Below are 19165 nucleotides of genomic sequence, written 5' to 3'. Positions count from 1 at the left end.
TCAGCCCATCCCGATGCTCTGCCGCTCCACCTCGATCAGCCCGACCACCCGCACCTGCTCCCGCGGATAGCCCTGCCCGATGTACTTGGTGGCGATGCGGTCGACGATTTCCCAGCCCGCGTCGCCGTCGATCCACTCGACCACGCGGCCGCGGATGATCACCGGCTCGAACGGGTTGTCCGCCGGGGTCAGGGACAGCGCCACCCGCGGGTCGCGCCGGAGGTTGCGGGCCTTGCGGGAGTCCGGCCCGGTCATGATCGCGATGCGGTCGCCCTCCGGGTCGACCCACAGCGGGATCGAGTGCGGGGCGCCGTCGGGCAGCACCGTGGCCAGGTGCGCCACCACGTTCGTCGAGAGGATGCGGCGGATGTCGTCGTTCAGCACGGCTTTCTCCTTGGGTGGGTTCAGGCGACCGAGTAGTGGAGGTGGGTGACGCCGGGCGCGGGGACGGCTTCGAGCAGCCGCAGCCGCACGTGCGAGGGCAGCTCCTGGAAGAACGACCGCCCGCCGCCGAGCAGGACCGGGACCTGGTGGAGGACGACCTCGTCGACCAGGCCCGCGGCCAGCGCCGATGTCAGGACCCCGCCGCCCATCAGGCCGACGTCCTTGCCGCCCGCCGCTTCGCGCGCGGCCTCGATGGCCTCCTTGATGTCCCCGACCAGGGTCTGCCGCGGCGTCAGCTCCGGCGCCGGCCGGTGGCTGAGCAGGAAGAGCGGGGCGCCGGGGTGCGGGCTGCCGCCGCCGAAGTGGTCCGAGTCCTCGTAGGTGTTCCGGCCGGCCACGATCGCGCCGACGCGCCCGGCGAGGTCGTCGAAGACGCGGGCGCTCGGTGCGCTGAGCTTGAAGAAGTCGAACACGCGGCTCTGCGTGTCGCCGTCGGTGTACCAGTCGAAGAGCGTCCCGCCGTCGCCGAGGCCGTTCCCGGGACCGGCGCCGCGGCCGGTGATGTACCCGTCGACCGACACGGCGTGGGCGCTGAAGACCTTGCTCATCGCGATCCTTTCGGAGTTCCTTGAGGAGACTCCGTTAACGTAGCAGCATGAGTTCCCTAAGGGAACCCCAAATGTTAAAGTGGCTTCATGCAGCGCACGAACTTCAGCGAACTGGCCGCGTGCTCGATCGCGCGCACGCTCGACGTCATCGGCGAACCCTGGTCACCCCTGATCCTGCGGGACGTGTGGGTCGGGGTCAGCCGGTTCGAGCAGATCCAGGCCGACCTCGGCATCTCGCGCAAGGTCCTCACCGAACGCCTGAACCACCTCGTCGACCAGGGCATCGTCGAGCGGCGGCCGTACGACCGGCGGCCGCGCTACGAGTACGTCCTGACCGAGAAGGGCACCGAGCTCGTCGACATGCTGATGGTCATGACCCGCTGGGGCGACAAGTGGCTCGCGGGCGAAGCCGGCCCGCCCGTGCTCTACCGGCACCACGCGTGCGGCGAAATCACCACCGTCGACCTCCGCTGCACCCACTGCGGCGAGCCGATGCACGCCCGCGACGTCGACGCGCTCCCCGGCCCCGGCGTGGCCGCGTAGCTCTCAGAGCAAGCGCGGCTGCGCCACGACCTCACGCAGCCGGCGCAGCGTCCGCAGCGTCGTCTCCAGGTCCTCCTGGGACACCGCGCCCGCCACGTCCTCCGCCCACTCGACCTGCGCCGCACCCAGTTCGCGCATCGCCGCCTTCGCCCGCCGCGTCAGCGACAGCAGCGGCGCCCGCGCGTCGGCCGGGTTCGGCAGGCGGTCGAGCATTCCGTTGCGCAGCAAGCGGTTCACCGTCTCCTGGACGCTCTGGCGACGCAACCCGCGGCGGCGCGCCACCTCGGCCGCGGTCGCCGGGCCGTCCTCGAGGAAGCCGAGGACCTGCCACTGCGCGGCCGTCAGCCCGACCGGCTCGGTCAGCGCGTCACCCGCGGACAGGAAGCCGCCGTTGCAGGCGAAGACGGCGTCGATCACCCGGGTGAACGTCTCGGCTCGAGGGGACCGCATGCGTGCTAGTCTCGCACATCGACAGGTACCTGTCGAAATGGAGACGACCATGGACATGCCCACCCTCGGCCCCGCGCACGACGCGTTGAAGGCCTTCGCCGGCGACTGGGCCGGCACCGAGGAGCTCGCCGCTTCACCGTGGGCGCCGGCCTCGACCGCGCGCGCCGAGTGCCGCTATCGCCTGGAGCTGAACGGTTTCGCGTTGCTCCAGGACTACCGGCAGCTGCGCGAAGACGGCACGGAGTTCCTGGGGCACAACGTCTTCACCGTGGACCCGCGGACCGGCGAAACGCTCTGGTACGGCTTCGACAGCTACGGCTTCCCGCCCGAGTCGCCCGCTCGCGGCGACTGGTCCGGCGAGACGCTCGTCCTCGAGAAGAAGACCGCCCGCGGGGTGGCCCGGCACCGGCTCACCCCGGACGGCGACAGCCTGACGCACGAAATCGACGTGAAGATGGGCGAAGACCGCGAATTCAGCCCATTTCTGCGCGCGCGGTACACACGGGAAAACGGGTAGGAGGAAACAGGTGACGCCCCTCCCCCCTGGCACGAGGACGTCACCTGTTTCCGGTCTCTGCCACCACATCCGCAGACCTGCCGACCCGGGCGGTCCAGCGACGGGTCAATTTCACAACAATTATTAGTTATTCACCCGTGCTCGATTTGACGTTCTGCAGCGAGTGTGTCCTCGATACTCGCGCAGGCCCAGGGAAATCGATTACTTTCACCCGAACGGCCTAGCGTCCAACCCGCTCACCGGGGCCCTGGCGGACCTCGGAGCTCCGGAATTGTCAGACCCCCGGAGTAGAGATGGATGCGTGCGCAGACCCGCCGGAACACCCCAGGACGCCACGGACCCGCCCCCGCTGATCGGGGTCGAGAACGTGAAGATGCCCGAATGGGCACGCGTCGACGAACGCGTGGCCGCGGCCGGCTTCGGCCAGGCCGTGCGCGCCCTGCCGGCCGCGATCGCCGTCGTGCTGCGGCTGGCCTGGCGGACATCGCCGCGGCTGACGCTGCTGGCCGGCTTCGTGCACGTCGTCTCGGGTTGCGTCACGGCGTTCGGGCTGCTCGCCACCGCGAACGTCTTCACCGCGCTGCTCGAACAGGGCCCGACCCCGGAGCGGGTGCTGCAGTCGCTGCCCGCGATCGCGGTCGTCACCGGCTCGTACGCGGCGCGCGCGTTGCTCGACGCCGCCGTCGCGGCCGTCGAAGGCGCGTTGCGGCCGCGCGTCACCGCGGCGGCGGACGACGCGGTGACGGCGGCGGTGGTGCGCGTCGGGCTGATCGCGTTCGAGGACGCGGACTTCCGCGAGCTGGCGCGGCAGGGCGCGCGGTTCGGGGTCCGGGCGATCGAGACGAGCCTGCGCCGGGTCGCCGACCTGACGTCGTCGGCGATCTCGCTCGCCGCGGCGATGCTGACGGCGGGGCTGCTCAACCCGTGGCTGGCGCCGGTCCTGCTGCTCGCCGCGGCGGCCGACGGCTTCGCGGCCGCGCGCATCGCGAAGCTGAACTACCGGCACTTCATCGACACGGTCGGGCGCAACATCCGCAAGTCGGTCGTCGAAGAGGTCGCCACCTGGCGGTCGATGGCCCTCGAACGGCACGCGCTGACGTTGCAGGAGCCGCTGCTCGGCGAGTACCGGCGCATCTCGCGCAGCCTGACGCGCGAGGAGGTCCGGCTGGCGCACCGCAGCAACCTGGTGCGCACGACCGGCCGGGCGGCGGCCGGGTTCGGCACCGCCGTGGCGTACCTGGTGCTCGGCTGGCTGCTCTACTCCGGCGGGATGGAGCTGGCGCTGGCCGGCACGGCGGTGCTGGCGATGCGCACGGCGTCGACGGCGCTGTCCAACACCACGGGCGCGGTCAATTCGCTGTACGAAGACTCGTTCTACATCGGGTTCTACAACCAGCTGCTGGTGGAGTCGGTGCGGCGGCAACCACCGCCCACGGCGCTGTCCGCGCCGCCCGACCCGGCCGAGATCCGGCTGGAGGGCGTCTCGTTCACCTACCCGGGCGGGCAACGACCGGCGCTGCGGGACATCTCGGTGACCATCCGGCGCGGCGAGGTGGTCGCGCTCGTCGGGGAGAACGGGTCGGGCAAGACGACGCTGGGCAAGCTGCTGACCGGGCTGTACCCGCCGGACGAGGGTGTGGTGCGCTGGGACGACGTCGACCTCGCGCACGCGGACCCGGCGTCGGTGCACGCGAACATCGCGGTGATCGCGCAGGAACCGGCGGAGTGGCCGATGACGGCGGCGAACAACGTCACGGTGGGCCGCCTCGGCCGCGCGGACCCGGACGGCCGTTCGTGGCGCGAGGCAGTGGACTACTCGGGCGCGGGCGAGGTGATCGAATCGTTGCCCGCCAAGGAGAACACGATGCTGTCCAAGAAGTTCGACGAGGGCCAGGACCTCTCCGGCGGCCAGTGGCAGCGCATGGGCATCGCCCGCGGCATCTACCGCGACGCCTCGGTCCTGGTGGCCGACGAACCGACGGCGGCGCTCGACGCCCGCGCGGAGGCCCGCGTCTTCGCCGGCCTGCAACACGCGAGCGCGTCCCACCACGGCAGGCGCACGACGATCCTGGTCACCCACCGGCTGGCGAACATCCGCTCGGCGGACCGGATCCTGGTGCTGGAGAAGGGAAGGCTGATCGAGCAGGGCACCCACGAGGAACTGATCAAAGCGGGCGGGACGTACCACGAGCTGTACGAAATCCAGGCCCGCGCGTACGGCGTGGACGTGCCGGCGCCGCGCACCACGAGCGCGCGGAACGAGCCCTCGCCCGGCGCGGCGCCTTCCCGGTGAGCGGCCCGGTGTCCGCCGAAGGGGCGTCACCCGGACCCCCGCCCAGCGGATTTACCGCGCCGATCCCCCGGGGCACACTGGCTTGCCGAGCCCGAGGAGGCCTGATGCGCCAGCTCTCCGCCCTGGACGTGCAGTTCCTCAACGCCGAGTCGACCACCACCACCGGGCACGTCGGGGGCCTTTCCATCCTCGACCCCCTGACCGCGCCGAACCGGAAGCTCACCCTCGACGACCTGCGTGAGCACATCGGCTCGCGGCTGCACCTCGCCAAGCCCCTCCGCTGGCGGCTGCTGCCCGTGCCGCTCGGGCTCGACCACCCCTACTGGATCGACGATCCCGAGTTCGACCTCGAGTACCACGTCCGCGAGATCGCCCTGCCCGCTCCCGGTGACGCGAAACAGCTCGGGGAACAGGTCGCCCGGCTCACCGCGCGGCCGCTGGACCGGCGGCGGCCGCTCTGGGAGGCCTACCTCGTCCACGGCCTGCAGAACGGCACCGTCGCCGTCTACACGAAGGTCCACCACAGCGCCATCGACGGCGTCTCCGGGGCCGAGCTCATCGGCGTCCTCATGGACGCCACCGCCGAGCCGCTACCGCGAGAACCGCCGAAGACACCGCGGAGGGAGCCCGTCCCCACCCCCGTCGCGCTCGCTCTCAACGGGGCGAAGAAGCTCGTGCTGCACCCCGTCAAAGCCGCGCTGCAGGTCCCGAAGCTCCTGCAGCACCTCGACGACGTCCCCGGCCTCGGGCGCTACCCCGGCGTCGGGCTGCTCGCGAAGGCCGGCGGCGTCCTCAACCGCGTCACGCGCCAGGGCTCCGGCCGCCACGAGGCCGCCCGGCCGCGGCTCGTCGCGCCCGACACTCCGTTCAACGGCCCGATCGGCCCGCACCGCCGCTTCGCGTACGGCTCGCTGCCCCTCGACGAGGTCAAGCACGTCAAGAACACCTTCGGCGTCACCGTGAACGACGTCGTGCTGGCGTTGTGCGCGAGCGTCCTGCGCCGGTGGCTGGCCGACCACGACGCCCTGCCCGACCAGCCGCTCGTCACGCTCGTCCCGCTGTCGGTGCGCACGCCCGCACAGGCGAAGGACGCCGGCAACCAGGTCTCCGTCATGCTCGCGCCGCTGCCGACGCACCTCGCCGACCCGGCCGCGCGGCTGGCCGAGGTCACCAGCGCGATGGTCGCCGCGAAGCAGCGGTACCAGCCGCTGCCCGCGTCGTGGCTGGTGGACTTCAGCGGGATGCTGCCGGCCGCGCTCGGCGGGCTCGCCGCGCGCGCCACCATGAAGTTCCTGGGCGCCACCGCGCCGGTCGTGAACCTCGTCGTGTCGAACGTGCCGGGCTCGCAAAAGCCGCTGTACCTCGCGGGCGCGCGGCTGCTCGCCAACTACCCGGTGTCCGCGATCACCGACGCGAGTGGCGGGCTGAACATCACCGTCATGTCCTACGACGGCAAGCTGGACTTCGGGTTCGTCGCCTGCCGCGAGCTGATCCCGGACGTCTGGGACCTGGTCGGCCACCTGCACGAAGCGCTGGCCGAGCTGACCAAACTGGCCGCCGAGCACGCCCGGGAGGCCTGATGGCGGAGCAGATCGCCGAGGTCGGCGGGATCGAGCTGTGCCACGAGACGTTCGGCGACGCGGGCGGGCGGCCGCTGCTGCTCGTCATGGGCCTCGGCGCACCGATGATCTGGTGGGACGAGGAGTTCTGCGCATCCCTTGCCGCGCAAGGGTTCCGCGTCATCCGGTTCGACAACCGGGACGCCGGGCGGTCGAGCCGGCTGCGGGGCCGGGCCAACCTCGCCCAGGCGTACCTGCTGCACAGCGCGCCCTACTCACTCGCGGACATGGCCGCCGATGCCGCGGGCCTGCTGGACGCGCTGGGCATCCCGGCCGCGCACGTCGCGGGCGCGTCGATGGGCGGGATGATCGCGCAGACGCTGGCGATCCGGCACCCCGAGCGAGTGCTGTCGCTGACGTCGATCATGTCCAGCACCGGCGGGCGGCTCGTCGGCCGCCCGAGCGGCCGGGCGATGTCGCTGCTGCTCACCGCCCCGCCGCGCAGCCGCGCGGAGTACGTCGAAATGCTGGTGCGGACGTTCCGGCTGATCGGCTCGCCGGGCTATCCGTTCGACGAGGCCCGCATGCGCGACCGCGCCGAGCGCACGTTCGACCGCGGCGTCCACCCGGGCGGCACGCTGCGCCAGCTCGCGGCGATCATGGCCGACCGCGACCGGGCGCCCCGGCTGCGGAAGGTGCGCACACCCGCGTTGGTGGTCCACGGCGCCCGCGACCCGCTGGTCCACGTGTCGGGCGGCCGCGCGACGGCGAGAGCGATCCCGGGCGCCGACCTCGACGTCGTCCCGGGCATGGGCCACGACCTGCCCCGCGAAGTCTGGCCGCGGATCGTCAACGGCATCACGCGGATCGCGGACCGCGCGGAGGAGGTCACCCCGAGAGCGTGATCGAACCCAGGTGGGAGAAGTGCGCCGCGACGCGGGACCCGCGCCGCAGCGGGACGGCGTCCGTCATCCCGCCCGTCAACACGATCCAGCCCGGCTCCAGCGCCAGCCCGCGCGCGCCCAGTGCGTTCGCCGCCAGCGCCAGCGCCTCCGCCGGGTGGCCCTGGACCGCCGCGCCCGTCGCCGTGTCGACGATCTGGCCGTCGACCTCCAGCAGCGCCGCCTCCAGCGAAAGATCGAGCGAAGCAGGCGGCAGTCCCACCGGGCCCACGCTGAAGTACGCCGACGAGCCGTTGTCCGCGACGGCGTCCGGGAGCGTGAAGCGGTAGTCGGTGTACCGGCTGTCGATGATCTCGACGCCGCCGTACACGCGGTCGACCGCGGCCAGCGCCGTCGCCGCCGTGACGCCGGGGCCCGACAAGCGATCCCGCATCACGAAGACCAGTTCCGGCTCGGCGCGCGGGTGGATCAGCTGCGGCACGGGGACACCGGCCGGAAGCACCATCGCGTCCGTCAGCCAGGCCAGCAGCGGCGCGTCGATGCCCATCCGCTCCTGCTTCGCCCGGGACGTCAGGCCCAGTTTCAGTCCGACCAGCGTCTCGCCGCGGGCCCGCCGCTGCCGCAACGCCTCGTCCTGGATCGCGTACGCCGTGTCGACGTCCAGTTCGGGCCAGTCCTCCGAAAGCGGCGAACGCTCCGAAGTCGTCCCCAGCAGCGCAGCGGCCGCCTCGCGCACGTTCACGATTCCTCCGAAAAGACCGCGGTGACACTGCCCAGGCCGGCGATGGTCGCGACGACCGTGTCGCCCGGCGACACCGGGATCGCGCGGGTCATCGAGCCCGGCAGCACGACGTGCCCGGGCTCCAGAGTGACGCCGAGCGGCCCGACCGTGTTCGCCAGCCACACCAGTGAGTTCAGCGGCGACCCGAGCACCGCGCCACCCGCGCCGGTGGCCGCCACCGAACCGTTCTGGTGCAGCACGCAACCGGCCAGCCGCAGGTCGGCGTCGCGCAGCGCCGTCGGGCGGCTGCCCAGCACGACCCCGCCGGACGACGCGTTGTCCGCGATCGTGTCGAACAGCGAGATTTTCCAGTCCCGGATCCGCGAGTCGACGATCTCCAGCGACGGCAGCACGAAGTCGACCGCCCGCACGGCGTCGGCGACCGTGACGCCGGGGCCGCGCAGCGCCGAGCCGAGCACGAACGCGATCTCCGGCTCGATCCGCGGCTGCAGGAACGCCGTCGTCGGGATCGGCTGGTGCTCCAGGTGGAACATGCCGCCGGTGAGGTGCCCGTAGTCGGGCTGGTCGACGCCCATCTGCCGCTGCATGGCGGCGGAGGCGAGCCCGACCTTGTGCCCGCGGACGGCGTCGCCGGCCCCGGTCCACTGCCGCACCTGCTCCTGCTGGATCCGGTACGCATCCTCGACCCCCGCGTCCGGGTAGAGCTTGATCAGCGGCTCGATCGGTTCACGCGTCGCGTAGGCCCGCGCCAAAGCGGCGGCGGCCTCCTGCACCTTGCTGACGTCCACTCCGGGGACTCTGCCGTGCGCACACCCCGCGCACAAGCCTCGCTGTTCCGCTCAGCGGACCTCTCGCCAGTCAACCTCTTGTGCGCGAGAGAAATGGAGCGTAGCTTGGTGAACACCACCAGGAAGGGACGTGAGGGACATGGCACCGACCCAGGCCGAGGTCACCAAGCTCGCCGAAATCCGCGACGAGCTGCGCGAGCGCCACCTGCGCCCGGCCGCCGACCGCCCGGCGACGAACGGGCGCGGCATCCACCACACCGCGCTGATCTCCAGCGACGTCGAGCGGACCATCGAGTTTTACCAGGACATCCTGGGCTTTCCGCTCACCGAACTGATCGAGAACCGCGACTACCCCGGCTCGTCCCACTTCTTCTTCGACGTCGGCAACGGCAACGCGGTCGCGTTCTTCGACCTGCCCGGGCTGGACCTCGGCCCGTACGCGGAAGTCCTCGGTGGACTGCACCACCTGGCGCTGTCCGTCACGCCCGAACGGTGGAGCGCGATCAAGGACAAGCTCGACGAGGCCGGCGTGCAGTACCTGCTGGAGAGCAAGACGTCGATCTACCTGTCCGATCCGGACGGTGCCCGCGTCGAGCTGATCTCCGATCCCCTCGGCGAGATGTACGGCGAGAAGATCGGCTGAAAGCGTGTTCCGGGCGTCGCGCGGCGTTTAGCCTGTGCGCGACGCCTGGAGGTCCCCATGTCCGACTGGTCGCTTTCCCGCGCGAAGGCGCGGCTCGATCGCCGCGAGCTGCTCGACGAACTCACCGCGCGCACCCGCTTCGAGGTCCGGCTGCACCTGAACGAGCCGGCGACGAACGGCGCGTACGACGAGCTGACGAGCATCTTCGCGATCGGGCACGGCGAGTGCGCCGCGCTGCTGGCCCACCACCGGCTGCTGCCGTGGTGGGAGCGGTCGCTGCTGTTCCGGTACGCGCGTCGGATGCACGGCAAGGCGATCACGCGCAGCGTCGGCGTGGTCCCCGCCGAGGTCGCGCCGCAGGCCGCCCGCGCGTTCGGCGCCGAGATCGCCGAGCTCGCGCCGGACTCCGGCGACACCGGCGCGAAGTACGACCTCCAGGGCCGCGGGCTGCTGACGGTGTTCCGCATCGCGGTCGGCGCGAAGGGCGCGGCGTGGCCCGACCAGCACGAAGTCGCGGTGACGTCCGCCCGCAACATCCTGACGTGCGCGGCGACCTTCGCCCGCCGCAAGCCGTGGCACGTGATCTGGCCCGTCTACCGCGTTCGTGGCCTGCGTCTCTGGAAGCTTTGACGCCCGCTTGGCGTTCTCATTGACATGAAGGCAGAGGAAATCCTCGAAGGCGCGAAGACGATCGCGGTGGTGGGCCTGAGCCGCGACCCGGCCAAGGCCGCGCACGGCGTCCCGGCGGTCCTGCAGGCGCACGGGTTCCGCATCATCCCGGTCCACCCGACGGCGACGGAGCTGCTCGGCGAGAAGGTCTACCGGTCGTTGAAGGACATCCCGGAGCCGGTCGACCTGGTCGACGTGTTCCGGCCGTCCCCGGAGGCGCCGGGCATCGCGCGCGAAGCCGTGGAGATCGGCGCGAAGGCGTTGTGGCTGCAGCAGGGGATCATGTCGGCCGAGGCGCGCCGGATCGCCGAGGAGGGCGGACTCGAGTACGTCGAGAACCGCTGCACGGCGGTGGTCCGCGCGACGGCGGCGATCTCGAAAAACTAGAAGGCGCTCCTCGCCGGGCGGCCTATGCTCCGAAGCGATGACGACACTGCTCACCAAGACACTGCGGATCCCGACCCCCGACGGCGAAGCCGACGCTCTCGCCGCCTTCCCCGGCCAGGGGCGGCACCCGGGGGTGCTGATGTACCCGGACGGCTTCGGCATCCGTCCCGTGCTGCGGGACATGGCCCGCGAACTGGCCGGCCACGGGTACTACGTGCTCGTCCCCAACTTCTTCTACCGCACCGGCCCGGCCCCGGTGCTCGACCTTCCCGAGCACATCGGCGAGGAAGCCCGGCCCGCGATCTTCGCCGAGCTGATGCCCATGATCGAGGCGCACACCACCGAACGCGTCCTGCGTGACGCCGACGCCTTCCTCCAGTTCCTCCGCGCCCAGCAGGAGGCCGGCGCCGGACCGGTCGCCGTGACCGGATACTGCATCGGCGGGCTCCTCGCGACGCGCACCGCCGCGGCCCACCCGGACCAGGTGGCCGCCCTCGCCGCGTTCCACGCCCCGGTGGGGGCAGCCGGGCCCGAAAGCTTGCACCGGCTCACCGCCCGAGTCCACTTCGGCCACGCCGAGACCGACCTGACGCCGGAAAAACTCGGCGAGCTGAACCAAGTCCTCGACGCCGCGGGCATCGACTACACGTCCGAGATCTACCCCGGAACCGTCCACGGCTTCACGATGTCGGACACCGACGCCTTCGACCCCGCGGCTCTACAGCTCCACTGGGACCGCCTGCTGCCGCTGCTGGCCGGGCTGACCTAAGCCGACGCTCCGAAGTGGACGATCCGGTGGTTCCTGGTCTCGGCCACCCAAACCCCGCCCACGCCGTCATCGGCCATGTCCCTCGGGGAGCTGATCGGCTCCGTCGTGTCGGACAGCGCCGATCCCGTGCGGGTGTCGAACCGGGCCACGCGCCCGGTGTCGTCGACCAGCAGCCGTCCCGCGTGGTCCAGCGCCAGTCCGCGCGGCCGGTCCAAACCGCCGAACTCGCGGACGAACCCGCCCCACCACGAGAACTGGACCACCCGGCGGTTGCCCGTGTCGGCGACGTACACGTGGCCGGCCGCGTCGACCGCCACTCCTTCCGGCGCCTTCAGCCGCCCGGCCAGGACGCGGACCAGCGCGCCGTCGCGGGTGAACGCCTGGACGCGGTCGTTGCCCGTGTCGGCCACCCACACGCGGCCGCGGACGTCGACGGCGATCCCGGAGGGTGCGCGGAACTGACCCGGCCCGGCGCCGGGCCCGCCGAACGCGCGCGGGAGCGACGCGACTTCACTGGTGGCCACGGCATCAGGATCGCCGACCGCGAGCCACGGCGGCCAGTACCGAAAAGAGTGTTCAGCGACTGTTCGGCCGTCGCTCACCAGGTCCACCTGGAGCACGTCCGGCGGTCCAGGAAGCTGTACGCGGGCAGCGGCCCGAGCCAGTCGGCCTCGACGCCGCCGCGAGCCAACGCCGTGACCGCATCGCGCACGACCAGCAGGTCGCCCATCCCGACGAGGAACGCCCAGCGCTCGTCGGCGGACTCGCCCGCCGGCAGCGCCACGGAGTCGCGGGCCCGCTCGGCGACCTCGGACAGCAGCACGTCTGAGCGCGCCGCCCGCCACGCCGAGCCGGGCTCGGTGAACCGCAGGCAGACGTGGACCTCGGCCAGGCCGTCGAGCCGGTCGAGGTCGGCGCGGTAGGTGTCGGCCGACGGCATCAGGACCTCGGCGCGGACGGCGTCCTCGTCGTCGGCCACCGTGCCGAACCGGACCGGCAGCACCGGCCCGCCTTCGACCAGCGCGGACACGACCGCAAGGTGCACGGCCGGATCCGGCTCGGGGTCGCCGACGACCATCGCCAGGTCCTCCCAGCCCACCGTCCGCGGCGCCCGCGGGTGCCCGGCCCGCACGACGCCGTAGAGCTGCAGCGTCACGGCCGTTCGACCGGGATCGCCGCCTCCACCGGCACGGCCACCGCGGGTGTCGGAGGCGGAGGCGGGATGAGCCCGGTCGTCTGGCCGAGCCCCTGCGAGATCTGCCCGGGCGCGGGCGTACTTTGCAGCCGCTGCATGGCCTCGAGGTAGCGGATGTAGGTGTCGACGCTGGCGATCACGATCCGCGCCTCGATCGCCAGCAGCTCGATCCCGATCACCGACACCCGCACCGAAGCGTCGATGACGAGTCCCTTGTCGAGCAGGATGTCGAGCGTGTCGGCGAGGCCGCCGCCGGTCTGTCCCGGTCTGGTCACCTAAAACCTTTCGTCGAGGACCACGCGGAGCTCGGCGAACCGGGCCTCCAGCGCGATCAGGGCCTGGCCGAGGTCTTCGACCTGGGCGGGACTGAGGGTCTCCATGCGCCGCAGCGCCTGGCGTTCGAGCACTTCGCGGAGGACGTCGAGCACGGTGACGACCAGGTGGCCGAGTCCCCGGCCGGCGTCGGCGGGGATCCGGACGGGCTCGCTCATCCTTCGAGCCCGAGCAGCAGCAACCGCAGGTCGAGCCGGACCAGGTCGATGCCCGCGAGCGAAATGATCACGTCCCCGGTCACGACGGCGCCGCGGTGCACGACCCGGTCGAGCAGGTCGGCGACGGACTCGACGGCGTCAGCCATCGGCCATCACACCCAGCTCGACGTCGGTGAACGAGTACGGCGGCCACGGCCCCGACGTCTCCACCGTCGCGCCCGCCGCGCGCAGCTCGCGGGCGAACCACTCGAACTCCGCGTGGAACGCGGCCTCGCGCCCGGTTTCGACGAGGAAGGCGGTGTTGACCAGCACGCCGTGCGGCCGCGCGCGTTCGATGCTGTCGGCCGCGTGCCGGCGCAACGCGTTCTGGAGCCGCCCGGCCGCGCCGACGACGTCCTCGCGCGCCTGCTGGAGCGCCTTCAGCCGCTCGCGCCGCCGGACGAGGTACTGCGTGCCGGTCAGGCCCGCGGTGTCCGGCCGGGTGGTCGCGGCGGGCTCGGTGTGCCGGACGCGCACGCCCCACTCGCGGTGCCCCTCGACCTCGTCCAGGCAGTCCCGGGCTTGGTCGTAGGCGACCTCCAGGAGCCGTTTCACCGAGGCTTCGCCGTCGAGGACCGTGCCGAACCGCAGCGGCAGCACCGGTTCGTGACGGAACACCGCGCGCACGACGGCGTCGTGTTCGCGGGCCAGCTCGGCGAGCGCGCCGTCCACCGGGTCGAGCGTGTCGATGCGGTCGAAGCGCGCCGGGCTGACTTCCGAGACGACGACGCCGAGGTCGCGGTAGCCGACGAGCCGGGGCGCCGGGCCGAGGTCCAGCCCGTCGCGGTTGCGGGTGATCGCGTAGGCGCAGAGCCAGTCGCGGGTGGTCACCGGGGTTCTTCCCTCCCGCTCGGCACGGGCAGCCGAGCCTCGAGTTCGGCGACGCGGGCCGCCAGGTCCAGTTTTTCGCCGGCGCTGTGCGCCAGTTCCTCCCGCGGTGCGTTCGGCGCGAAGAACGGGTCGTTCGTCCACCAGTCCATGCCCATTTCCCGGGCGGTCTGCGCGGAGGCGATGAAGAGCCGGATCCGCAACGTCAGCAATTCGACGTCGACGACGCTGACGCCGATGTCACCGGCTATCACGACGCCCTTGTCGAGCACGCGTTCCAGAATGTCCGCCAATGAATCGGACGAAGCGGCCAATCGTGTCACCCTTCCTTTCAGGAATCGGTGGTGCCCCGCGTGAACCGCCGCAGCCGTTCGCACGCGGTCAGCTCACCGGCGGCGTCGACGTCGACCCGGTAGGTGGCCAGCACACTGGTGGAGTCCGGGATCCGGGCCAGCTCGACGACGTCGACGAGCACGGACCAGCCGCCGTCGGCGCGGGTCCGGACCCCGGTCACGGCGTGCGGGGTCATCCCCGTGACCACGCCGAACTGAGCCGTCGCTTCGCGAATGGCGTCGACGGCGCGAAGCCGGGAAACGGATTTCCCGGAACTTTCCGGTACATTGTTGCTTTGGGCAAGGAACGGCTGTGGCGATTCCGTCATCGCTTTCCTGGTCTCGGGTGGGTGCCCACCGTAGCAACGGGCACAACCGCGCGCAGGTGAGCAGCGGCACGGTATTTTTCACCGGTTCGCGGGAACGCTTGGGCGATCTGCGGCAACCGGCGGCGGCAAACGGCGGAGCACCGGCACGCCCAGCGGCACCAATTCCGGGAAAAGTCCCGAAACATCACGATCGAGTAACGTCTACCAGCCGGTAGCCGACACCGCGGACCGTCTCGATGGTCCGGGTGCCGAAGGGCACGTCGATCTTGCGCCGCAGGTACCCGATGTAGACCTCGACGACGTTCTCGTCGCCGTCGTAGTGCGCGTCCCAGACGTGGCTCAGGATCTCGTTCTTCGTCAACGCGGTTCCCGGGCGCCGCAACAGGAACTCCAGCAACCCGAACTCCCGCGCGGTCAGCTCGATCCGCGTCTGTCCCCTGTGGACGGTCCGGGCCGACGGGTCGAGCCGCAGGTCGCCCGCCTCCAGGACGGCGGGCCGGGCCGGCGCACCGCGGCGCAGCAGCGCGCGCAGCCGGGCGATCAGCACGACGAAGGAGAACGGCTTGGACAGGTAGTCGTCGGCGCCGAGGTCGAACGCGTCGGCTTCGTCGTACTCGCCGTCCTTCGCGGTGAGCATCAGCACCGGCGTCCAGTTCTCGGCTGCCCGCAAGCGTTTGAGCACCTCGTAGCCGGACAGCTCGGGCAGCATGATGTCGAGCACGACGACGTCGTACTCGTGCTCGGTCGCCCGCCAGAGCCCCTCGCGGCCGGTGCGCGCGACGTCGACGGTGAATCCCTCGGCGACCAGGCCGCGCCGCAGCGTCTCCGCGAACTCGCGCTCGTCCTCCACGATCAGCAGCCGCACTACTCCTCCTCCGGCAGGTCGAGCACGGGCAGCTCGAGCACGAACCGCGCGCCCGGCTCGTCCGACGCGGCGTAGCGCGCGCTCCCGCCGTGGCGCGCCGCGATGCCCGCGACGATCGGCAGGCCCAGCCCGGTGCCGCCGTGTTCACGCTGCCGCGACGCGTCGAGCCGGACGAACCGCTCGAAGATCCGGTCGCGGTCGGCTTCCGCGACGCCCGGGCCGTCGTCGCTCACCTCGACGACGGCGAGGTCGCCGCGCACCGAACTGGCCACCCGGATGCGCGTGCGCGCGTGCCCGCGGGCGTTGTCGACCAGGTTCCGCACCGCCCGCCGCAGCTGGGCCTCGCTGCCGCGGACCTTCGCCGGCCCGGCGCGGACCTCGACGTCCAGCGCGCATTCGCCGCGGACCCGCTCGGCCTCCGCGCGCACGATGTCGTCGAGGTCGACCTCGGTGCGCGACGGCCGGTCGGTCGCGTCGTCGGTGCGCGCGAGCATCAGCAGGTCGTCGACGAGCTCGCGCAGCCGCGCGGTCTCGCGGGCGATCACCGGCACCAGGTCTTGCGCGCTCTCGGGATGCCGCCCGGAGACGTCGAGCGCGGTGCTGATCGTCGACAGCGGCGAGCGCAGTTCGTGGCTGGCGTCCGCGACGAACCGGCGTTGCGCCGCCTGCGCCGACGCGAGCCGGCCGAGCATCTCGTTGAGCGTCACGGCCAGCCGGTGCACCTCGTCGCCGCCCGGCGGCAGCGGGACGCGGGCGGCGAGGTCGCGCGTCGAGATTTCGGCGACGGTCCGGCGCATCCGCTCGACCGGGCGCAGCGCCGAGCCGACCGCGCGGTAGACGGCGAGGCCGGAGATCGCCAGCAGCGGGATCGCGATCAGGCCGAGCAGCAGCGTCAGGCGCGTCGAGGCTTCGGTGACCGGCTCCAGCGACCGCGCGGAGATCACCGTGTACGGCCCACCCGGCCCGGTGACCTGCTGCGACACGACGCGGTAGTCGTCGCTGTCGCCGTTGAGCCCGAGCGGGAGGGTCTCGATGGTCTCCTGCCCGACGGCCGGGCGCGCGGCGGTCAGCGGCGGGTGCCCGACGATCGCCGGGTCGCTCGCGATCGGCACGCCCCGCGCGTTCAGGACCTGGGTGACGGCCTCGGTGTCACCGGTGCTGGCGACGTCGGACGCGCTGAGGTCGCGCGCGCCCTCGCGGACGAGCTGGATGGCGACCTGGCGGCCGGTGCTGCGGGCACTCTCGGTGACACTGCGGTCGAGCGACTCTTCGAGCAGCACCACGACGACGGCGAGCGCGGCCGCGATGGCCAGCGCAAGCGCGAAGACGGCCACCGCGGTGGTCCGCATCCGCACGCCGGTCGCGGCGATCAGTTTCACCGACTCAGCGTAACCACGAGCCGCCGTCACGAGGTCCGCCGACGGCGCGTGGCGGTGAGCCGTTCGACGCGCAGGCGGTCGACCTCGGGCAGTTCCAGCGGCGGCAGCGGGTGGCCGGCCGTCCACGCCAGCAGCAGGTCGGCCAGCGCGGGGTTGCGGGCGAGTGCCGGGCCGTGCAGGTACGTGCCGACGACGTGGCCGGTCACCGCGCCTTCGGTGCCGTCGCCGTTGCCGGTGCCGCGCACGACCTGGCCGAGCGGTTGGCTGTCGGCGCCGAGCTTGCTGACACCGAGGTGGTTCTCGAAGCCGGTGAGCGGCCCCAAGGGTTCCGGCGACGTCGCGACCAGCTCCGCAACGGCGCGGCGCTCGCCGGGCTCGGTGGTGACGTCGAGCAGGCCGAGACCGTCGTGGTCGATGCCGTCGAGGCCGCGGAAGCGGGTGCCGAGCACCTGCAGGCCGGCGCAGACGCCGAAGACCACCGCGTCCGGCGTCAGGGCGCGCCGGTACTTGCACAGGTGGGCGGCGGCGAGGGCCTGGGCGCCGTCCTCGCCGCCACCGAGGAGGTAGAGGTCCAAAGTGGACGGTACCGGCTCGCCGAGCCCGACCGGCACGACCTCGGCGTCGAACCCGCGCCAACGCAGCCGCTGGCAGAGGACCTGCGCGTTGCCGCTGTCGCCGTAGGTGCCGAGCACCTCGGGCAGCAGAAGTCCGATGTGGACGGTTGACTCAGGCACCGGGCAGCCTGCCGACGAGGTCGCGGAAGGCGGTGTAGTTGGCGACGAACTCGACGCCACCGGGCGGCAGCGCGTCGATCGCCTTGACCGGATCGGCTTCGGCCCAGTGCGCGACTTCGGCGTAGCAGAGCCGGACCGCGAGGTCGGCGCAGCGTTCGCCGGTGACGACGACCTGGCGGCCGCGGAGCCGTTCGAAGTGGACGTCCCAGAGCCAGGAGAGGTCGCGGCCGTCGGCTTCCTGGGCGTTGACGGCGACGACGACGGGAGTGTCTTCGTCGAGCACGCGCAGCGTTTCCACCCAGCCGGCGGGGTTCTTGGCGAGCATGAGCCGCACGGAGTGCCGCGACCGCCGGACGGTCCGGTACCGGCCGCCGATGTCGGTGATGGCCCGCAGCCGCGCGGCGGCGGTGTGCGGCGGAACCCCGAGCCGGTGAGCGGCGGCGAGCGCGAAGGCGGCGTTGGCGCGGTTGGCGTCGCCGGGCAGCCGCAGGTCGAGATCGACGTGGCGGCCACCAGGGGTGCGGACGAGGTCGCCGTCGAGGGTCCAGGCGGGTTCGGGGCGGGCGAGGCCGCAGGGGCAGCTCCAGTGGGCTTTTTCGTGGACGATCAGGCCGTCGCAGCGCGGGCAGGCGGTGGAGTCGCCGGTCCAGCGCCGTCCGGTGCCGACCCAGAGCGGCCTGACGGCTTCGGCCGCCGCAGAGGTGACGAGAACGTCGTCGGAATTGGCGACGATCGTGGTTTCGGGATGGTTTCCGATCGCTTTGCGGAGTTCCCTTTCGGTGGACCGGACTTCGCCGACGCGGTCGAGCTGGTCCCGGCTGAGGTTGAGCAGCACGAGGACGGCGGGGTTCAGCTGGTCGGCAACCCAGGGGACGTAGGTTTCGTCGACTTCGAGAACGGCGTAGGGAGCCGTGGGGCGCGCGGCGAGGGCAGCGAGGACGCCGTCGGGCATGTTGGCGCCATCGCTGTTGGCGGCGACTTCGGCCAGGGCTTCGAGGGCTTTGGTGATCATGAGGGCCGTGGTGGTCTTGCCGTTGGTCCCGGTGACGAGCACTACGGTCCGGGTTTGGCCTAGTCGTCGCAGGGCCTTCGGGTCGAGCGCGAGGGCGATCCGGCCGCCGATGACGGCGCCTTTGCCGAGGCCGGCGCTTCGCGAGAGCCAGGCGGTGAGCTGCCCGGCGGTCACGGAGGCGCGGGTACGGAGGGGGCGGCGGTCGGGCACCGGCTGGATGGTGCTCGGTGGGCGCTGTGAGTTTGCTGAGTCCGTGACCCCGGCCACCAGGCTCGGGTTGCGCGCGGCCGTGCTGGGTCGGCGAACGTCATGAACGAGTCGTTCATGACGCCAGACGAGGTGAACGGGTCGTTCATGACGTCGCCCGCACACTGCGCTCAGCCGCTTGCGCTCGCCAGGCCGCTCAGCTTGCTCGGCCGCTCAGCTTGCTCGGCCGCTCACCTCACCCAGCCACTCGCCTCACCCGGGCGCTCACCTGGCCCGGCCACTCGCCTCGCCCGGCCACCCCCAACGACGCAGCCCCCGCCCTTCCCTGGGGGCGTCCCCGCTCCAGCGTATCGCCCACCCCCGACAGAAAAGCCCGGAAAGACCCTCCGCAGCGCGGTCTATCCACATTACGACCGGCCTGTTGACAACTCCTCTACTCCCTTCACGAGCCATTCACGAATATGAACCCGCGACTGTCGAACCCGTCGAACGACGCCGTC

The 19165-nt window shown here is 72.0% G+C and carries 26 protein-coding genes; 9 read left to right on the top strand and 17 right to left on the bottom strand.

The features are described from left to right. Entirely contained in the window at positions 1-384 is a 384-nt protein-coding gene (locus ACIQWX_RS09610; RefSeq protein ID WP_400867676.1) for a TIGR03618 family F420-dependent PPOX class oxidoreductase, read from the bottom strand. A 20-nt stretch (positions 385-404) separates the two neighbouring features. Continuing rightward, entirely contained in the window at positions 405-992 is a 588-nt protein-coding gene (locus ACIQWX_RS09605; RefSeq protein WP_400867674.1) for a dihydrofolate reductase family protein, read from the bottom strand. An 87-nt stretch (positions 993-1079) separates the two neighbouring features. On the opposite strand from ACIQWX_RS09605, the gene ACIQWX_RS09600 reads away from it, so the two are divergent. Continuing rightward, on the top strand, positions 1080-1535 hold the full coding sequence (locus ACIQWX_RS09600; protein WP_400867672.1) for a winged helix-turn-helix transcriptional regulator: 456 nt from the start codon (positions 1080-1082) through the stop codon (positions 1533-1535). Positions 1536-1538: 3 nt separating this feature from the next. On the opposite strand, the gene ACIQWX_RS09595 is transcribed toward ACIQWX_RS09600, so the two are convergent. Next, on the bottom strand, positions 1539-1985 hold the full coding sequence (locus ACIQWX_RS09595) for a MarR family winged helix-turn-helix transcriptional regulator (RefSeq protein ID WP_400867670.1): 447 nt from the start codon (positions 1983-1985) through the stop codon (positions 1539-1541). 49 nt (positions 1986-2034) lie between these two features. On the opposite strand from ACIQWX_RS09595, the gene ACIQWX_RS09590 reads away from it, so the two are divergent. From ACIQWX_RS09590 to ACIQWX_RS09575, 4 genes are all read left to right on the top strand, one after another. Beyond that, entirely contained in the window at positions 2035-2502 is a 468-nt protein-coding gene (locus ACIQWX_RS09590; RefSeq protein ID WP_400867668.1) for a DUF1579 family protein, read from the top strand. Between the two features lie 373 nt (positions 2503-2875). Beyond that, positions 2876-4795, top strand: a complete 1920-nt coding sequence (locus tag ACIQWX_RS09585) for an ABC transporter ATP-binding protein (protein ID WP_400869492.1) — start codon at positions 2876-2878, stop codon at positions 4793-4795. A gap of 104 nt (positions 4796-4899) precedes the next feature. Beyond that, positions 4900-6375: a wax ester/triacylglycerol synthase family O-acyltransferase gene (locus ACIQWX_RS09580; protein ID WP_400867666.1), complete on the top strand. Its 1476-nt coding sequence runs from the start codon at positions 4900-4902 to the stop codon at positions 6373-6375. Continuing rightward, positions 6375-7259 (top strand): alpha/beta fold hydrolase, encoded by an 885-nt coding sequence (locus ACIQWX_RS09575; protein ID WP_400867664.1) that lies wholly within the window; start codon positions 6375-6377, stop codon positions 7257-7259. Before ACIQWX_RS09580 ends, ACIQWX_RS09575 begins: the two co-directional genes overlap by 1 nt. On the opposite strand, the gene ACIQWX_RS09570 is transcribed toward ACIQWX_RS09575, so the two are convergent. Beyond that, the gene (locus tag ACIQWX_RS09570; protein ID WP_400867662.1) at positions 7243-7998 is read right to left on the bottom strand and encodes a 2-keto-4-pentenoate hydratase; all 756 of its coding nucleotides are present in this window, start codon (positions 7996-7998) and stop codon (positions 7243-7245) included. The two genes, ACIQWX_RS09575 and ACIQWX_RS09570, sit on opposite strands and share 17 nt — an antisense overlap. Then, positions 7995-8786, bottom strand: a complete 792-nt coding sequence (locus ACIQWX_RS09565) for a 2-keto-4-pentenoate hydratase (RefSeq protein WP_400867660.1) — start codon at positions 8784-8786, stop codon at positions 7995-7997. Before ACIQWX_RS09565 ends, ACIQWX_RS09570 begins: the two co-directional genes overlap by 4 nt. A 139-nt stretch (positions 8787-8925) precedes the next feature. On the opposite strand from ACIQWX_RS09565, the gene ACIQWX_RS09560 reads away from it, so the two are divergent. The 4 genes from ACIQWX_RS09560 to ACIQWX_RS09545 are packed head-to-tail and all read left to right on the top strand — an operon-like array spanning position 8926 to position 11254. Continuing rightward, a complete protein-coding gene (locus tag ACIQWX_RS09560; protein ID WP_400867658.1) occupies positions 8926-9429 on the top strand; it encodes a VOC family protein in 504 nt (167 codons plus the stop codon). Between the two features lie 57 nt (positions 9430-9486). Beyond that, complete coding sequence (locus tag ACIQWX_RS09555; protein ID WP_400867656.1) at positions 9487-10059, top strand: hypothetical protein; 573 nt, start codon at positions 9487-9489, stop codon at positions 10057-10059. Between the two features lie 24 nt (positions 10060-10083). Further along, positions 10084-10485 (top strand): CoA-binding protein, encoded by a 402-nt coding sequence (locus tag ACIQWX_RS09550; protein WP_086674561.1) that lies wholly within the window; start codon positions 10084-10086, stop codon positions 10483-10485. Positions 10486-10522: 37 nt separating this feature from the next. After that, complete coding sequence (locus tag ACIQWX_RS09545; protein ID WP_400867654.1) at positions 10523-11254, top strand: dienelactone hydrolase family protein; 732 nt, start codon at positions 10523-10525, stop codon at positions 11252-11254. On the opposite strand, the gene ACIQWX_RS09540 is transcribed toward ACIQWX_RS09545, so the two are convergent. The 12 genes from ACIQWX_RS09540 to ACIQWX_RS09485 all read right to left on the bottom strand — a co-directional run bounded on the left by ACIQWX_RS09540 (position 11251) and on the right by ACIQWX_RS09485 (position 18632). Next, complete coding sequence (locus tag ACIQWX_RS09540; protein WP_400867652.1) at positions 11251-11778, bottom strand: NHL repeat-containing protein; 528 nt, start codon at positions 11776-11778, stop codon at positions 11251-11253. The two genes, ACIQWX_RS09545 and ACIQWX_RS09540, sit on opposite strands and share 4 nt — an antisense overlap. A gap of 74 nt (positions 11779-11852) precedes the next feature. After that, complete coding sequence (locus tag ACIQWX_RS09535) at positions 11853-12410, bottom strand: GvpL/GvpF family gas vesicle protein (protein WP_400867650.1); 558 nt, start codon at positions 12408-12410, stop codon at positions 11853-11855. Continuing rightward, on the bottom strand, positions 12407-12724 hold the full coding sequence (gene gvpJ / locus ACIQWX_RS09530) for a gas vesicle protein GvpJ (RefSeq protein ID WP_400867648.1): 318 nt from the start codon (positions 12722-12724) through the stop codon (positions 12407-12409). The genes ACIQWX_RS09535 and gvpJ (ACIQWX_RS09530) overlap by 4 nt, the downstream gene beginning before the upstream one ends. Continuing rightward, positions 12725-12940: a gas vesicle protein GvpK gene (gvpK, locus tag ACIQWX_RS09525; protein WP_400867646.1), complete on the bottom strand. Its 216-nt coding sequence runs from the start codon at positions 12938-12940 to the stop codon at positions 12725-12727. Continuing rightward, positions 12937-13086, bottom strand: a complete 150-nt coding sequence (gene gvpJ / locus ACIQWX_RS09520; RefSeq protein WP_400867644.1) for a gas vesicle protein GvpJ — start codon at positions 13084-13086, stop codon at positions 12937-12939. Before gvpJ (ACIQWX_RS09520) ends, gvpK begins: the two co-directional genes overlap by 4 nt. Then, positions 13079-13810 carry a GvpL/GvpF family gas vesicle protein gene (locus ACIQWX_RS09515; protein ID WP_400867643.1) on the bottom strand — a complete coding sequence of 244 codons (732 nt, stop codon included), beginning with the start codon at positions 13808-13810 and terminating at the stop codon, positions 13079-13081. The genes gvpJ (ACIQWX_RS09520) and ACIQWX_RS09515 overlap by 8 nt, the downstream gene beginning before the upstream one ends. Continuing rightward, positions 13807-14079: a gas vesicle protein gene (locus ACIQWX_RS09510; RefSeq protein WP_400867641.1), complete on the bottom strand. Its 273-nt coding sequence runs from the start codon at positions 14077-14079 to the stop codon at positions 13807-13809. Before ACIQWX_RS09510 ends, ACIQWX_RS09515 begins: the two co-directional genes overlap by 4 nt. 59 nt (positions 14080-14138) lie before the next feature. Beyond that, positions 14139-14468, bottom strand: coding sequence for a gas vesicle protein (locus tag ACIQWX_RS09505; protein ID WP_400867640.1), 330 nt, complete (start codon positions 14466-14468; stop codon positions 14139-14141). Positions 14469-14652: 184 nt separating this feature from the next. After that, positions 14653-15333, bottom strand: coding sequence for a response regulator transcription factor (locus tag ACIQWX_RS09500; RefSeq protein ID WP_400867638.1), 681 nt, complete (start codon positions 15331-15333; stop codon positions 14653-14655). Continuing rightward, positions 15333-16712, bottom strand: coding sequence for a sensor histidine kinase (locus ACIQWX_RS09495; RefSeq protein WP_400867637.1), 1380 nt, complete (start codon positions 16710-16712; stop codon positions 15333-15335). Before ACIQWX_RS09495 ends, ACIQWX_RS09500 begins: the two co-directional genes overlap by 1 nt. Before the next feature lie 26 nt (positions 16713-16738). After that, positions 16739-17446: a type 1 glutamine amidotransferase gene (locus ACIQWX_RS09490; RefSeq protein ID WP_400867636.1), complete on the bottom strand. Its 708-nt coding sequence runs from the start codon at positions 17444-17446 to the stop codon at positions 16739-16741. After that, positions 17439-18632, bottom strand: a complete 1194-nt coding sequence (locus ACIQWX_RS09485; protein ID WP_400867634.1) for a MurT ligase domain-containing protein — start codon at positions 18630-18632, stop codon at positions 17439-17441. Before ACIQWX_RS09485 ends, ACIQWX_RS09490 begins: the two co-directional genes overlap by 8 nt. Between the last annotated feature and the right edge of the window lie 533 nt (positions 18633-19165).

It is taken from the genome of Amycolatopsis sp. NPDC098790, assembly GCF_044759945.1.
Taxonomy (GTDB): Bacteria; Actinomycetota; Actinomycetes; order Mycobacteriales; family Pseudonocardiaceae; genus Amycolatopsis.
The sequence above is the reverse complement of the archived record's forward strand: the minus strand, read 5'-3'. Positions and strand labels throughout refer to the sequence as shown.